This is a genomic window from Luteimonas sp. TWI662 (assembly GCF_039673825.1).
Lineage (GTDB): Bacteria > Pseudomonadota > Gammaproteobacteria > Xanthomonadales > Xanthomonadaceae > Luteimonas.
This window is the reverse complement of the sequence record NZ_JBDJMI010000001.1, coordinates 20,795-34,478: the sequence shown is the minus strand read 5'-3', so window position 1 is coordinate 34,478 and position 13,684 is coordinate 20,795. Positions and strand designations below refer to the sequence as shown.

The 13,684-nt window shown below is 68.9% G+C and carries 11 protein-coding genes and 2 tRNA genes; 9 read left to right on the top strand and 4 right to left on the bottom strand.

Annotated elements, in window-relative coordinates:
- Positions 1-92: 92 nt before the first annotated feature.
- The gene (locus ABE488_RS00165; RefSeq protein ID WP_346446538.1) at positions 93-2,996 is read left to right on the top strand and encodes a chemotaxis protein CheB; all 2,904 of its coding nucleotides are present in this window, start codon (positions 93-95) and stop codon (positions 2,994-2,996) included.
- 35 nt (positions 2,997-3,031) lie between these two features.
- Here the strand turns inward: ABE488_RS00165 and ABE488_RS00160 are convergent, their stop codons facing one another.
- Complete coding sequence (locus tag ABE488_RS00160; RefSeq protein ID WP_346443989.1) at positions 3,032-3,262, bottom strand: hypothetical protein; 231 nt, start codon at positions 3,260-3,262, stop codon at positions 3,032-3,034.
- A gap of 248 nt (positions 3,263-3,510) precedes the next feature.
- Between ABE488_RS00160 and ABE488_RS00155 the strand changes: the two genes are divergently transcribed.
- The 8 genes from ABE488_RS00155 to ABE488_RS00120 all read left to right on the top strand — a co-directional run bounded on the left by ABE488_RS00155 (position 3,511) and on the right by ABE488_RS00120 (position 11,234).
- Positions 3,511-3,597: transfer RNA gene (locus ABE488_RS00155), tRNA-Leu, on the top strand.
- A gap of 192 nt (positions 3,598-3,789) precedes the next feature.
- Entirely contained in the window at positions 3,790-5,082 is a 1,293-nt protein-coding gene (locus tag ABE488_RS00150; protein WP_346443990.1) for an MFS transporter, read from the top strand.
- Between the two features lie 74 nt (positions 5,083-5,156).
- A tRNA-Leu gene (locus ABE488_RS00145) sits at positions 5,157-5,243 on the top strand.
- A 406-nt stretch (positions 5,244-5,649) separates the two neighbouring features.
- Positions 5,650-8,139, top strand: a complete 2,490-nt coding sequence (gene rnr / locus ABE488_RS00140) for a ribonuclease R (protein WP_346446537.1) — start codon at positions 5,650-5,652, stop codon at positions 8,137-8,139.
- A gap of 77 nt (positions 8,140-8,216) precedes the next feature.
- Entirely contained in the window at positions 8,217-8,981 is a 765-nt protein-coding gene (rlmB, locus tag ABE488_RS00135) for a 23S rRNA (guanosine(2251)-2'-O)-methyltransferase RlmB (protein ID WP_337244900.1), read from the top strand.
- Positions 8,982-9,047: 66 nt separating this feature from the next.
- Positions 9,048-9,314 carry a hypothetical protein gene (locus ABE488_RS00130; RefSeq protein WP_346446535.1) on the top strand — a complete coding sequence of 89 codons (267 nt, stop codon included), beginning with the start codon at positions 9,048-9,050 and terminating at the stop codon, positions 9,312-9,314.
- Between the two features lie 181 nt (positions 9,315-9,495).
- Positions 9,496-9,810 carry a quaternary ammonium compound efflux SMR transporter SugE gene (gene sugE, locus ABE488_RS00125; RefSeq protein ID WP_346443995.1) on the top strand — a complete coding sequence of 105 codons (315 nt, stop codon included), beginning with the start codon at positions 9,496-9,498 and terminating at the stop codon, positions 9,808-9,810.
- A 299-nt stretch (positions 9,811-10,109) separates the two neighbouring features.
- Positions 10,110-11,234 carry a metallophosphoesterase gene (locus ABE488_RS00120; protein WP_346446533.1) on the top strand — a complete coding sequence of 375 codons (1,125 nt, stop codon included), beginning with the start codon at positions 10,110-10,112 and terminating at the stop codon, positions 11,232-11,234.
- Here the strand turns inward: ABE488_RS00120 and rnt are convergent.
- The 3 genes from rnt to pstB all read right to left on the bottom strand — a co-directional run bounded on the left by rnt (position 11,209) and on the right by pstB (position 13,659).
- Complete coding sequence (rnt, locus tag ABE488_RS00115; RefSeq protein ID WP_346446532.1) at positions 11,209-11,904, bottom strand: ribonuclease T; 696 nt, start codon at positions 11,902-11,904, stop codon at positions 11,209-11,211. The two genes, ABE488_RS00120 and rnt, sit on opposite strands and share 26 nt — an antisense overlap.
- 63 nt (positions 11,905-11,967) lie before the next feature.
- Positions 11,968-12,672: a phosphate signaling complex protein PhoU gene (gene phoU, locus ABE488_RS00110; protein ID WP_346446531.1), complete on the bottom strand. Its 705-nt coding sequence runs from the start codon at positions 12,670-12,672 to the stop codon at positions 11,968-11,970.
- A gap of 159 nt (positions 12,673-12,831) precedes the next feature.
- Positions 12,832-13,659 carry a phosphate ABC transporter ATP-binding protein PstB gene (gene pstB, locus ABE488_RS00105; RefSeq protein ID WP_346446529.1) on the bottom strand — a complete coding sequence of 276 codons (828 nt, stop codon included), beginning with the start codon at positions 13,657-13,659 and terminating at the stop codon, positions 12,832-12,834.
- Between the last annotated feature and the right edge of the window lie 25 nt (positions 13,660-13,684).

Here is a 13,684-nt window from a genome sequence, read left to right as displayed (position 1 = left end):
CGCCGATGGCGATGGCCGCGTCACGGCCGTGTGTTGGATCGACCAGGCGGGCGGCGCATGATGCCGGTCATGACGACCCGGCGTGATCCACGATGACCGACCGCGACGCCGGGGTGCCGTATGGTCAGGACGGGGCGTTGCGCCGCCCGCTGACGTTTCCGGTGGTGGGCATCGGCGCCTCGGCCGGCGGCCTGGCCGCGTTGCGTCGCCTGTTCGAACAGGCCCCGGCGACCGGCGGCCTGGCCTATGTGGTCATCCTGGATCTGTCGCCGCGGCACCAGCGCCAGGCCAGCCAGGAGCTGCCGCATTGCACGCCGATGCCGGTGATCGAGGTCAACGCGCCGACCCCGATCGAGCCCAACTACGTCTATGTGATCGCGCCGACGACGTCGTTGACGATGGACGACGGTTACCTTGGGGTGCGCGCCGTCGATCGGCCGGCGGGGCAGCACATCGCGATCGACGCGTTCTTTCGCACGCTCGCCGATGCGCACATGGACCGGGCGATCGGCATCGTGCTGTCGGGCACCGGCAGCGACGGCAGCGTCGGCCTGGCGCGCCTCAAGGCGCAGGGCGGGGTGGCGATCGCGCAACTGCCCGAGGACGCCGAGTACGAGGACATGCCGCGCAGCGCGATCGCCAGCGGTTGCGTGGATTTCGTGCTGCCGGCGGTCGAGATCCCGGGCAAGCTCGTGGCGCTGTGGCGCGATGCCAGGCAGATCCAACTGCCGCGCCCCGAGCCGCGGGCCGAGCACATTCCAGCGACCGCGCCGTCGACTGGTGAGGCGCGCGAGCGGGCGATCCGCGACATCCTGGAGATCCTCGCCCAAGTGCACCAGCGTGTGCTCGCGGCCCATGCGCCGCCGCCCGTGGACGATCGGCGCACCGGTGACGGCGAGGCGCTGCTGCAGCTGGAACAGGAACTCCAGCGCACCCGAGACCGGCTGCAGGTCGCGATCGCGCAGTCCGAGGCCTCCAACGAAGAATTGCAATCGATCAAGGGCGCCCTGCGCTCGGCGACCGGGGAACTGGAGGCCAGCAAGGAGGAGCTGCGGTCGGTCAACGAGGAACTGATCCGCGTCAACCACGAACTGAAGTCGAAGGTCGAGGAAACGGCGAAGATCAATGACGAGCTGCAGACCTTCTTCAGCGCCACCGACATCGCCACCGTGTTCGTCGATGCCGGGCTGCGGATCAAGCGCTACACGCCCAAGGCCGAACTGATCTTCAACATCATTCCCGGCGATGTCGGCCGCTGCCTGCTCGACATCACCCACCGGCTGGAGTATCCCGAACTGGGCGAGGATGCCGGCAACGCGTTCGAGACCCGGCAACCGATCGAACGCGAGATCCGCAGCACCGACGGCAAGGGGTACGTCGCGCGCGTGGTGCCCTACCGCACCGCCGAGAACCGGATCGATGGCGCGGTGCTGACCTTCGTCGACACCACCAGCCTGCGCCCTGCCGGCGAACGGCGCGGCCAGGCCGACGCGAGTGTGCTGGCCCCGACCGATGTTGCGGTGCTGGTGGCCGACGGCCAGCGGCAGGTGATCTCTGCCAGTGGCGGCGTCGTCGACCTGCTGGGCTATGGCGAGCACGACCTGTTGGGCATGCGGGTAGATGCGCTCTACGGCGAGGAGGAGCGCGACAGCGGACAGCCCGAGCACGACTTCGCCCAGGCCGGGGCCGGGATCGCGGTCGAGGGCTTGCGCTGGTACAGCAACCGCCGCGGCGACCGGACCCAGTGTCGGGTCGCGCTGTCGGCAATCCGCGCGCAGGACGAGGTCGTCGCCTACGTGTTGCTGCTCGGTGCCAGCCGCAAGGGCGGCGCGCGCTCGTGGGCGGGACGCTACGAAGCCGATGCGTCGGTCACCTTGCGCGACGAGTTCCTCGCGGTGATGTCGCACGAGTTGAAGAACCCGCTGAACCTGATCAGCGTCAACACCGAGCTGATGGCCCGGTTGCCCGGCGTGCGCGAGTCCTCGAGCGCGATCGCCTCGATCGAGACCGTGCGGCGTGCGATCCGCAGCCAGACCAAGATCATCGACGACCTGCTCGACATGTCGCGCATCCGTACCGGCAAGCTCGCGCTCAAGCCCGAGCCGGTCGATGTGGGCATGGTCGTCACCGAACTGGTGGAGGTCGCGCGGCTCGATTCGGCATCGGTGGGCATCGAGTTCCGGATGCAGATCCCCGACGCACCGGTCATGGTGCGTGGCGATGCGTCGCGGATCGAGCAGATCGTCTGGAACCTGCTCAGCAACGCGATCAAGTTCACGCCGCAGGGTGGGCGGATCTTGCTGATGGTCGGGGTCGAGGCGCGCTATGTGCGCCTGCGTGTCCAGGACACCGGGCAGGGCATCGATGCGCAGTCATTGCCGCGGATCTTCGACCTGTTCGGACAGGGCACCGGCCATGCGATCGGCCGGGGCGGCGGCCTGGGCATCGGGCTGTCGCTGGTGCGCCAGCTCGTGGACCTGCACGGCGGCCGGATCGAAGCGCATTCCGACGGCCCCGGGCGGGGGGCCACGTTCACGCTGTGGCTGCCGCGCTTCACCTACCCATTGTTCGGGCCGGGCGAATCGGATGGCCGACACGAGGCGATGCGCTGGGACGGGCTGCGGATCCTGGTTGTCGACGACGATGTCGGCACCGCCGACGGGCTGGCGCAGTTGCTGGAGCTGCAGGGTGCCTCGGTCGTGGTCTGCCACGATGCGGCCCATGCGCTCGATCGGCTCGATGCGCAGGTCTTCGACCTGGTGCTGTCGGACATCGGCATGGACGGCATGGACGGCTACGCCTTCGCCCGCCAGGCGCGTGCGCTGGCCGGGGCCGATCGACTCGCGCTGGTGGCGCTCAGCGGCTATGCCCGGCCCAGCGACATCCAGGAGGCGAGTGCCTCGGGGTTCGACGCCCACCTGAGCAAGCCGTTGTCGATGGATGCCCTGGCGGCGGCGATGCGCGATGTCCTGGCCAAGCGGCAACCGCAGGCCTGAGTCCACGCAGCGATTGCAGCCAGGGCGTGCGGCGGCTACGTCGGCTCGTCCGTCTCGCCTTCGATCGGCGCGCGCACCAGCGCGAGCAGGTGCGCGCAGCCGTGTTGCGCGCGCGCCAGACTGCGGACGACGGCCGGGCGATCGTCGTGCTGGAGCAACAGCTCGATCATCTCCAGCGCGATGCCGACGCCATTGGCCGCATTGCGCAGGTCGTGCAGCCAGGCGGCCTGCCTGGCTCGAGCATCCATCGGCTGCAGCGGCGCCATCGGGCAGGTCCTGTGGGCGGGAGGAAGGCGCCTGGCCGGCGCAGGGCGACGGCAGCGACGGCAGATCCACAGTCGTGGTGTAGCTGCGGCGATGTCGCCGGTGCGTGCAGTGCGTGCCGCGAACGCGGCGACGGCCGGAAGCCGTTGCCCCCCCGGCCTTCTGCACGTGGCTTGCGCCGGGCCTGCGGGATCGCCCTTGAATGCGTTGACAAGCCGTGCGCGGATCGACAACATACGCGCCCTGACCTGCCCAGGTGGCGGAATTGGTAGACGCACTAGCTTCAGGTGCTAGCGGGGGCAACTCCGTGGAGGTTCGAGTCCTCTCCTGGGCACCAGGTCATCGCAGCCTTACCGACTGCGACAACGAACCCGCCGAGTGCGGGTTTTTTTGTCCCTGCCGTTCCTGACGCGCGCTTTCGACTGCGGCCGGGAAGGGCGTCGCGACACGCGCCGGGCGTGTCCGATGGCGATCGTCCTGCCGACCGGTCCGCACGGTCCCGGCGCCAGCGGACAGGAGCGCGCGCGTCGTGTCCCGAGCACTGCTGAAGCTGGTCCTGGGTCCGCTGCTGGGCTTGTTCATCGTCTGCCTGGGCAATGGCTTCGTGTCGTCGTTGACCGCGTTGCGGCTGGACGCGGCCGGCGTGTCGGACACGATGATCGGCATTGTGTCGTCGTCCTACTTCGTCGGCCTGGCGCTGGGCGCGATGTTCAGCGACCGGCTGATCGCACGGATCGGGCACATCCGGGCCTACAGCAGCTTCGCCTCGCTGACTGCGGTGACGTTCCTGCTGCAGGGGCTGGTGTTCGATCCCTGGGCCTGGTTCGTGTTCCGGCTGATCAACGGCTGGGCGATCGTCGGCATCTTCCTGGTGGTCGAGAGCTGGCTGCTGCTCGCGGGCGATTCGCGCATGCGCGGGCGCCTGCTCGCGGTCTACATGATCGCGCTGTACGGCTCGGGCATGCTCGGCCAGCTCCAGTTGGGCGTCATCGACGGCTGGGGCGCGATGGCGCCGTTCATGGTCGCAGGCATGCTCGGCTCGCTGTCGGTGTTGCCGGTGGTGATCCTGCCGCGGGTCTCGCCCGAAGCCGGGGCGATCGAACCGCTGACGCCGCGCGACCTGCTGCGGGTGACGCCATCGGGCGTGCTCGGCTGTTTCGGTTCGGGCGTGGCGATCGCGGCGATCTACACCCTGCTGCCGATCTATCTGCAGCGCGTGGGCATGGACGTGGCCGAGGTCGGTCAATTGATGGCCTGCACGATTCTCGGTGCGATGGTGCTGCAGTACCCGGTCGGTCGCTGGTCGGACCGGCAGAACCGGCAGGTGGTGTTGCTGGTACTGAGCCTGGCGTGCGCGGCGCTGGCGCTGGCGATCCTGTGGCTGCCCGACGAGCGCTGGTTGCTGGCGGCCTTGCTGTTCCTGCTCGGCGGCGGCGTGTTCGCGATCTATCCGGTCGCCGTCAGCCACTCGGCCGACCGCGCCGCGTCCGATGAGTTGGTGCGGCTGATCCAGGGCCTGCTGCTGGTCAACTCCGTCGGCGCCGCGCTCAGCCCGTTGATGATCGCGCGGGTCATGAACCAGGTCGGCACGCAGGGGCTGTTCTGGTCGTTTCTGGTGCTCAACCTGCTGTTGGCCTGCGTGTTCCTGTGGCGACGCAGCACCTCGCCGGCACCGTTGCCGGCTGCGCCGTTCGAGCCGGTGGTGCAGGTCTCGCCGATCGGTGCGGAGTTCCGGGTCAGCGAGGCGATGGTGCAGGCCTCGCTCGATCGCGAGCAGCAGGAGGCGGACGCGGGGCAGGCCGATGACGCACCGCGCGCCTGAGGCCGCCTCGGCCAACGGTCCAATGCCGCGCGTTGACAGCCGCGCACGCGCACCGCAAAATGCGCGTCTGACCTGCCCAGGTGGCGGAATTGGTAGACGCACTAGCTTCAGGTGCTAGCGGGGGCAACTCCGTGGAGGTTCGAGTCCTCTCCTGGGCACCAGGTCACGCAGCCTTACCGACTGCGACAACGAACCCGCCAAGCGCGGGTTTTTTTGTGGGCCATTTTCCAAATGCGCAATGCCAAGTCGCCTTGACTTGACTCGGGCGCCAGCCCTCGCAAAACCGGGGTCCAAAACCGGGGTCAGAGTGCAATTCGCGAGGCGTAATTGGACTCTGACCCCGGTTTTGCGAGCGGCGCGCTCGACGCGGCCATCGGCCGTCAGTCCGCTGTGCGGATCTTCGCAACCCGACTTCGGGCGGGCACAGTGGCCCGCTGGAAGAAGGGGCACGCTTTAGGGTTCGGTACGTCGTACTGGCCCTGAATTGCGATAGCAGGGGGGCGACCTGCAGGGTGCGCCAACCGCTCTCGACGCGGGCCTCGCGGCGTGGGGTGTACCATGGCCGCAATGGCAAAACCTCCCAGCAAGCGCGGCAGTCGCCGCGATTCCGAACGTCCCGCCCCGGCCGCCAAACGCGGCGAGGCCGGCGGATCCTCCCACAGCGGCAAGCCGGCAGCCTCGTTGCCGCCCTGGATGCCCGACCCCGGTCTGCAGCGTGCGCTGCGCTCGGGCGCGCGCTCGGGGTCGCGCCCGTCTGACAGACCCGTCGCATCCGCCCCGCCTGCGCCACGCCCGCCGGCGTCGCGCGGCGGCCGGATCGACGATCCGCACGCCAACCGCGAAGCGGCCCGCTACGCCAATCCGATCGCCAGCCGCGAGGCAATCCTGCAACTGCTCGCCGACGCCCCCGGGCCGCAGACCGCGACCGAACTGGCGCAGGCGCTCGAGTTGACGGATCCCGAGCGCTTCGATGCGCTCGGCAAGCGGCTCGCCGCGATGCTGCGCGAGGGCCAGTTGCTGCAGAACCGCCGCGGCGGGCTGGTGCCGGCCAAACGGCTGGACCTGATCCCCGGCACCGTCATCGCCAACCCGGAAGGCTTCGGCTTCCTGCGCCCGGACAGCGGCAGCGGCGACGACCTGTTCCTGCCGCCGGCCGAGATGCGCAAGGTCATGCACGGCGATCGCGCGATGGCCAGCCTGACCAACGTCGATGCACGTGGCCGCCGCGCCGGCGTCATCGTCGAAGTGCTCGAACGCCGCACGACCCGGCTGATCGGCCGGTTTTCGGTGGAGTCGGGCATCAGTTTCGTGGTGCCCGACGACCGCCGGATCCAGCGCAACGTGCAGATCCCGCAGGACGCGCGGCTCGACGCGCAGGACGGCCAGTTGGTGGTCTGCGAGATCGTCGCCCCGGGCGACGCGCGGCGGCCGCCGATCGGCAAGGTGCTCGCGGTGCTGGGCGATGCGTTGACCCCGTCGCTGGTGGTCGAGGCCGCGATCCACGGCCACCATCTGCCCCACGAGTTCCCGCAGCCGGTGCTCGACGAGGCCGCGGCGGTGCCCCTCAACGTCGAGGAGCGCATGCTCGGCGACCGCGTCGATCTGCGCGCATTGCCGCTGGTGACGATCGACGGCGAAGACGCCAAGGACTTCGACGACGCGGTGTATTGCGCGCCCAACCGCGACGGTTTCCGTCTGGTGGTGGCGATCGCCGATGTTTCGAACTACGTCAGGCCGGGCACGCCGCTCGACGATGAAGCACAGCTGCGCGCGACCAGCGTGTATTTCCCGGGTTTTGTCGTGCCGATGCTGCCCGAGACCCTGTCCAACGGCATTTGTTCGCTGATGCCGCGGGTCGACCGGATGTGCTTCGTCTGCGACATGCAGGTCGGCCGCGACGGCGAGGTGACCGGCGCGAAGTTCTACGAGGCGGTGATGAACTCGCACGCCCGGCTGACCTACACCCAGGTCTGGAAGGCGGTGGGCGAGCAGGACGAGGACGCGCGTGCGTCGATCGGCGCACTGCTGCTGCCGCAGGTCGAGTACCTGCACCAGCTGTTCCGCGTGCTGGCCAAGGCGCGGGCCAAGCGTGGCGCGATCGAGTTCGAAAGCTCGGAGGTGCGCTTCGTGCTCGACAACCGCGGCGAGGTCACCCAGGCCGGCATGCTGGTGCGCAACGACGCGCACAAGCTGATCGAGGAATGCATGATCGCCGCGAACGTGGAGGCTGCGCGCTTCCTGCTCGAGGCGGGCATTCCCGCGCCCTACCGCGTGCACGACAAGCCGCCGGAGTCCAAGTACACCGACCTGCTGGAGTTTCTGAAGGAATTCGCGCTGCGCATGCCGCCGTGGGCGAAGGTGCAGCCCAAGGACTTCACCAATCTGCTCAAGAAGATCCGCGACCGCAGCGACGCGACGCTGCTCGAGTCGGTGCTGCTGCGCAGTCAGAGCCAGGCGGTCTATTCGACCGAGAACCTGGGCCACTTCGGCCTGGCGCTCGCAGCCTATGCCCACTTCACCTCGCCGATTCGCCGCTACCCCGACCTGCTGGTCCATCGCGCGATCAAGCATGTGCTCTCGGGCAAGCCGTTGGCGAAGTTCGACTACACGCCGCGGATGATGGAAAGCCTGGCGCTGCAGTGCTCCGAGCGCGAGCGCCGGGCCGACGAAGCCGAGCGCGAGGTCGATGAGCGCTACCGCGCAGCGTGGATGGAGAAGCATGTCGGTGGCCAGTTCGACGGCGTCATCAGCGGCGTGACCAGCTTCGGGCTGTTCGTCGAGCTCGACCAGTCGAAGGTCAACGGCCTGGTGCATGTGACCCAGTTGCCGAACGACTTCTACCGCTTCGATCCGGTGCGCCGGATGCTGACCGGCGAGCGCGCCGGCCGCGAGTTCCGGCTCGGCGACCGTGTGCGCATCCTCGTGCTCAAGGCCAGCCTGGAAGACCGCAAGATCGACTTCCGCCTGGTCGAGGAGGGCGCGCCGCAGCCCGGCGAGCCGAAACCGCCGCCGCCGCGCGGCAAGCCGGCGAAGCGCGAGAAGGCGCCCTACCAGTAGAATGGACGCCCCTTCGGGGCCGGGGCCCGGGTCCCGGCCCCGAAACGTGTGAGACCCCCAACGCCGAAGCCCGACGCATGAGCAGCAAACAGAACCAGTGGATCGTCGGCATCAATGCCGTCGCCGCGGCCGTCGAACACGACGCCGAGAACGTACGCGAAGTGCTGCTCGAGGCCGGGGCGAAGAACCCGCGGATCGTGGAGATCGAGACCGCCGCGCGTCGCCGCGACATCGACGTGCGTCGGGTCGCGCAGCAGGCGCTGGACGGCGTCGCCGGCGGCCTGCGCCACCAGGGCGCGGTCGCCCGCTACGCGGCGGCCCGGACCTGGGACGAGAACGAACTCGAGGGCCTGGTGGAAGCCGCCGAAGGCCGCGCGCTGCTGCTGGTGCTCGACGGCGTGCAGGACCCGCACAACCTGGGCGCCTGCCTGCGCAGCGCGGCGGCGGCCGGGGTCACAGCGGTGCTGATCCCCAAGGACAAGGCGGTGCAGGTCAACGCCACGGTGCGCAAGACGTCTGCTGGCGCCGCCGACCATGTTCCGGTCGTGCGCGTGACCAATCTGTCGCGCAGCCTGCGCGACCTGCAGAAGCTCGGCGTGTGGATCTACGGCCTGGCCGGCGAGGCGAGCGCCTCGTTGTACGGCCTGGACCTGCGCGGCAACGTCGCGCTGGTGCTCGGCGGCGAGGCCGACGGCCTGCGCCGGCTCACCCGCGAGCATTGCGACCAGTTGGTCACCATCCCGATGCCCGGCGCCGACGCCGCCGGCGGCGTGGAGAGCCTCAACGTCTCGGTCGCCTCGGGCGTGGTGCTGTTCGAAGCCGTGCGCCAGCGCCTGGGCTGAGCGCTGCTTGCCCGCCGGAACGTGCGGGCGGATGATGCGATCGGTTTTCGCGTAGAGGAGAACGGCATGGACCTGCTCTGGCATCAATGGTGCGGCATCGTCGGCGCGTCGCTGATCGTGCTGGCGTACTTCCTGCTGCAGGTAACGCGGTTGTCGGGCGCCGGCCTGCCGTATCTGTTGCTGAATCTGTTCGGCGCCATCGGCGTGGTGCTTTCGCTCTATGGCGGCTTCGATGTGACCGTGCTGGTGATGCAGCTGGCCTGGATCGCGATCAGCCTGTTCGGCATCGTCCGCACGCTGAGCGCCCACAGTCGGGTGACCGGTCCGCGCTGACGGCAACGCGTCCGATCACGGCGCGTCCGCCGCCGGCGCATCCTGGTTCGACCGCAGTGGGTCAGGCCGCGGTCATCCCTTGCGGCAGCGCCTGCGCCAGAATGCCGCGCAGGAAGCGGGGACGACCCCGCCGCTCCATCCATATCCGGGGACGGCCCCATCGCCACGATGGAGGTATGTCATGTCCTGGATCATTCTCGTGCTGGCCGGTCTGTTCGAGATCGCCTGGGCGATCGGCCTGAAGTACACGCACGGGTTCACCCGGCTCTGGCCCAGTGTGGGCACGCTGGCGGCGATGGCGATCAGCGTCGGCCTGCTGGGGATCGCGATGCGCACGTTGCCGGTCGGCACCGCGTACGCGGTCTGGGTCGGCATCGGCGCGGTCGGCACCGTGATCCTGGGCATCGTGCTGATGGGCGATGCGGCCAGTCCCGGACGCCTGATCAGCCTGGCGCTGATCGTCGCCGGCATCATCGGCCTCAAACTCGCCGGCTGACCTGCGCAACTGATCTCGAAAGAAAGGTCTTCTCCCACACGCGGAGATGGCCATCGAAAAACCGGGGTCAGAGTCCAAATTTCGCAAGGCGAAAATTGCACTCTGACCCCGGTTGTCCTCTGGTTTGGCGAAGCACCAGGAAAGCGCCGAGGGCTGCGGTTCGGCGCCCGGTGACTGCTGCGAGACAGGTGAATCGCCGCCATCGCGATGCTGGCACCGATACCTCGCATCGAAGACCATAGCCGGCCCCACGTCGGCACGTCGCGCACGCGCCGGCCAGTTGCTGCCTGGAATCCGTCGTGCTCAGTGTCGTCGCCCTTGTCCTCGCCTCCTATCTCGCGCTGCGTCTGGTGCTGCCATTGCGCTGCGCGTGGCCCTTGCGTGTCGCATTGGCGGCGCTGATCTACGGGCTGGCACTGCATCACCGCATCGTTGCGCGCTTTGCCGGCAGCATGGCCTCGCCCGAGCTGCCGACGCTGGTCATCGCCGCGCTCGGCACCGGGTTCGTCGCGCTGCTGCTCACGGCGCTGCTGGTGCTGGACATCGCCACGCTCGCGGCCTGGGCGTTGCGCCGGCAGGGGGCACTATCGGCGTTGCGCAAGCACTGGCTGCGGCCAGGCGCGGCCGCGCTGGCGCTGCTGCTGTCGCTGTACGGCACCTGGCAGGCGATGGCGGTGCCGCAGGTCCGCCAGGTCGAGATCGCGATCGCCGACCTGCCGCCGGCGTTCGAGGGCTATCGGCTGCTGCAGCTGACCGACATCCACGCCAGCCGACTGCTGACCGGCGACTGGGTCGCCGAGGTCGTCGCGCGTGCGAATGCGCAGCATCCGGACCTGATCGTCATCACCGGCGATCTGGTCGATGGCAGCGTGCGGACGCGCGCCAATGACGTGCGTCCGTTCGCCGAACTGCGCGCGCCCGACGGCGTCATCGCGATCACCGGCAATCACGAGTACTACGGCCAGTACCGCGAATGGATGGACGCGTTCGCGGCCTTGGGTATGACGGTGCTCGAGAACGCGCACCTGCGGATCGCGCGTGGCGATGCGGCGCTGACCGTCGCCGGCGTCACCGATCCGATCGCCGCGCGCTACGGCCTGCCGCAGCCCGATGCCGCGGCTGCGCTGACCGGCGTCGATCGGAAGGCGCCGGTGATCCTGCTCGACCACCGTCCGGGCGAAGCCCGCGCGCATGCCGCGCGCGGGGTGGCGCTGCAGTTGTCCGGCCACACCCACGGTGGCCACATCATCGGCATGGACCGTCTGGTCGCGCGCGCGAACGGTGGCTTCGTGTCCGGCCTTTATCCGGTCGACGGCATGCAACTGTACGTCGGCAACGGCGCCGGGTTGTGGCCGGGCTTTGCGACCCGGATCGGCGTGCCGTCGGAGATCGCGCTGATCACGCTGCGTCGGGCGGTGGACTGAGGTCGGCGGCTTCATCCGGCGGCGGCGGGGCGCCCATCGCCGGCCAGGCGTTGGCGATCCGGCAGAACAGCTGCGCGGTCAGCGTCGTGTCGTACAGCGCCGAGTGCGCCTGTGTCTGGTCCCACGGCAGGCCGGCGGCCTGCACCGCGCGGGCCAGTACGGTCTGGCCGTAGGCCACGCCGGCCAGCGTGACGGTGTCGAATACGCTGAAGGGGTGGAACGGATTGCGCTTGTGGCCGCTGCGCTCGACCGCGGCGTTGACGAACCCCAGGTCGAAATGCGCGTTGTGGCCGACCAGGATCGCGCGCTGGCACTGGTGCCTTCGCACGGCCGCGCGCACATGCGCGAACACGTGCTCGAGCGCATCGCGCTCTGGCTTGGCGAAGCGGAACGGATGGTGGATGTCGATGCCGGTCACTTCGAGCGACTTGGGATCGATCGTCGTGCCCGGCGCGGGCTCGACGTGCGCATGCGCCGATGCGTCGGCGACCAGACGGCCGTCGCCATCGAGGTCGAGCGGGATCGCGGCGATCTCCAGCAGCGCGTGCCGGCGCGCATCGAAGCCTCCGGTCTCCACGTCGACCACGACGGGCAGGAAGCCACGGAAGCGGCGGGCCATCGGCACAAGGGCGGTGGGGGCGGCAGCGGCCGGCGCGTCGATCTCAGGCATGCGCGCAAGCCTAGCAGAGCGTCGCGCTGGATCGGCAGCAGGAACCGGCACGCGGCCCGTCGTTCAGACGACCGTATTGGTGCCGTCGCGCTTCTCGCGCGGCGGCAGGTCGTCGTCGCCGTGTTCGAGGAACCAGATGTTCTCGGCGATGTTGGTCGCGTGGTCGCCGATGCGCTCGATGTTCTTGGCCATGAACAGCAGATGGGTGCTCGGTGTGATCGCGCGGGGATCTTCCATCATGTAGGTCAGCAGTTCGCGGAACAGGCTGGTGTAGACCGTATCGATCTCCACGTCCTGGGCGCGTACGCGCTGGGCCGCGTCGGCATCGGTGTTGCGGAACGCCGCCAGCACTTCGCGCACCTGGCGCACGGCCAGTTCGCCCAGCACTGCCAGGCCGCGGGTATGCGGCAGCGGCGGCGAGAGGTTGAGCGCGGTCGAGCGCTTGGCCACGTTCGCCGCGTAGTCGCCGATGCGCTCGATGTCGGCGGCGATGCGCAGCGCGGCGAGGATTTCGCGCAGGTCGCGGGCCATCGGCCCGCGCAGTGCGAGTTTCATCACGTCCTGGCTGATCTCGCGTTCGAGGATATCGATCGCATCGTCGTTGGCGACGATCCGGTCAGCGGCCCGGTCGTCGCGGCGCTCGATGACGTCCAGCGCCGATTCAAGCTGCGCGGCCGCCATCTCGCCCATGCGCAGGATCTCGCCGGTCAGACGGCTGCGTTCTTCGTCGTAGCTCTTGACGATGTGGTCGTGCGGTTGGGTGGGCATGGTGGTTACCTGGATAGGGAAGGCGCGGACGCGTTCGTCTTTGGATTGGCGTCGCCCTCCATGGCGGGATGTCGCCGGCGTCGGATCGACCGGCCCGGCCTCCATGGCCGGGCGTTCGGGGCGCGATCGAGGCCGGATGGCCTCGACCGAGTGCGCCCCTCACCCAAACCGGCCGGTGATGTAGTCCTCGGTCTGCCGCTTGGCGGGGTTGGAGAAGATCGTCTCGGTGGTGTCGTGCTCGATGAGGTCGCCCAGGTACATGAAGGCGGTGTAGTCGGACACGCGTGCGGCCTGCTGCATGTTGTGGGTGACGATGACGATCGTGTAGTCGACCTTCAGTTCCTCGACTAGTTGCTCGATGCGACTGGTGGAAATCGGGTCGAGCGCCGAGGTCGGCTCGTCGAGCAGCAGCACGTCGGGGCGCAGCGCGACCGCGCGTGCGATACACAGGCGCTGCTGCTGGCCGCCCGACAGGCCCAGCGCATTCTGGCCGAGCTTGTCCTTGACCTCGGTCCACAGCGCGGCCTGGGTCAGCGCCTGCTCGACGCGCTCGGCGAGCTGGCCCTTGGAGAGCTTCTCGTGGTGGCGGATCGCATAGGCGACGTTCTCGAAGATCGTCATCGGAAACGGCACCGGCTTCTGAAACACCATGCCGACCTTCGAGCGCAGCCGGTTCATCGGGTAGCGCGGCGAGAGGATGTTCTCGCCATCGAGCAGCACGTCACCGCTGGCCACCAGCCTGGGGTACAGCGCATAGATGCGGTTGAAGATGCGCAGCAGCGTGGACTTGCCGCAGCCAGAAGGCCCGATCAGCGCGGTCACGCGTTTTTCGGGAATCTCCAGGTCGATGCTCTTGAGCGCGTGGAAGTCGCCGTAGTGGAAGTCCAGGCCGCGCGCGGCGATCTTGACCGGTCGCGGGGCCAGCACTTCGCGGGCGTGGGTCGCCAGCTGGATGCGTTGCGACGGCGCGGTATGCAGGTCGTTCATGGCCGGATCCGGTCGAAAGGAAGGA

Excerpts from the sequence above, each read along its gene's own strand:
- phoU (WP_346446531.1), bottom strand. The coding sequence starts at position 12,672 with ATGCCCACCCAACCGCACGACCACATCGTCAAGAGCTACGACGAAGAA.
- rnt (WP_346446532.1), bottom strand. The coding sequence starts at position 11,904 with ATGCCTGAGATCGACGCGCCGGCCGCTGCCGCCCCCACCGCCCTTGTG.
- rnr (WP_346446537.1), top strand. The coding sequence starts at position 5,650 with ATGGCAAAACCTCCCAGCAAGCGCGGCAGTCGCCGCGATTCCGAACGT.
- ABE488_RS00160 (WP_346443989.1), bottom strand. The coding sequence starts at position 3,262 with ATGGCGCCGCTGCAGCCGATGGATGCTCGAGCCAGGCAGGCCGCCTGG.
- sugE (WP_346443995.1), top strand. The coding sequence starts at position 9,496 with ATGTCCTGGATCATTCTCGTGCTGGCCGGTCTGTTCGAGATCGCCTGG.
- rlmB (WP_337244900.1), top strand. The coding sequence starts at position 8,217 with ATGAGCAGCAAACAGAACCAGTGGATCGTCGGCATCAATGCCGTCGCC.
- ABE488_RS00130 (WP_346446535.1), top strand. The coding sequence starts at position 9,048 with ATGGACCTGCTCTGGCATCAATGGTGCGGCATCGTCGGCGCGTCGCTG.
- ABE488_RS00165 (WP_346446538.1), top strand. The coding sequence starts at position 93 with ATGACCGACCGCGACGCCGGGGTGCCGTATGGTCAGGACGGGGCGTTG.
- pstB (WP_346446529.1), bottom strand. The coding sequence starts at position 13,659 with ATGAACGACCTGCATACCGCGCCGTCGCAACGCATCCAGCTGGCGACC.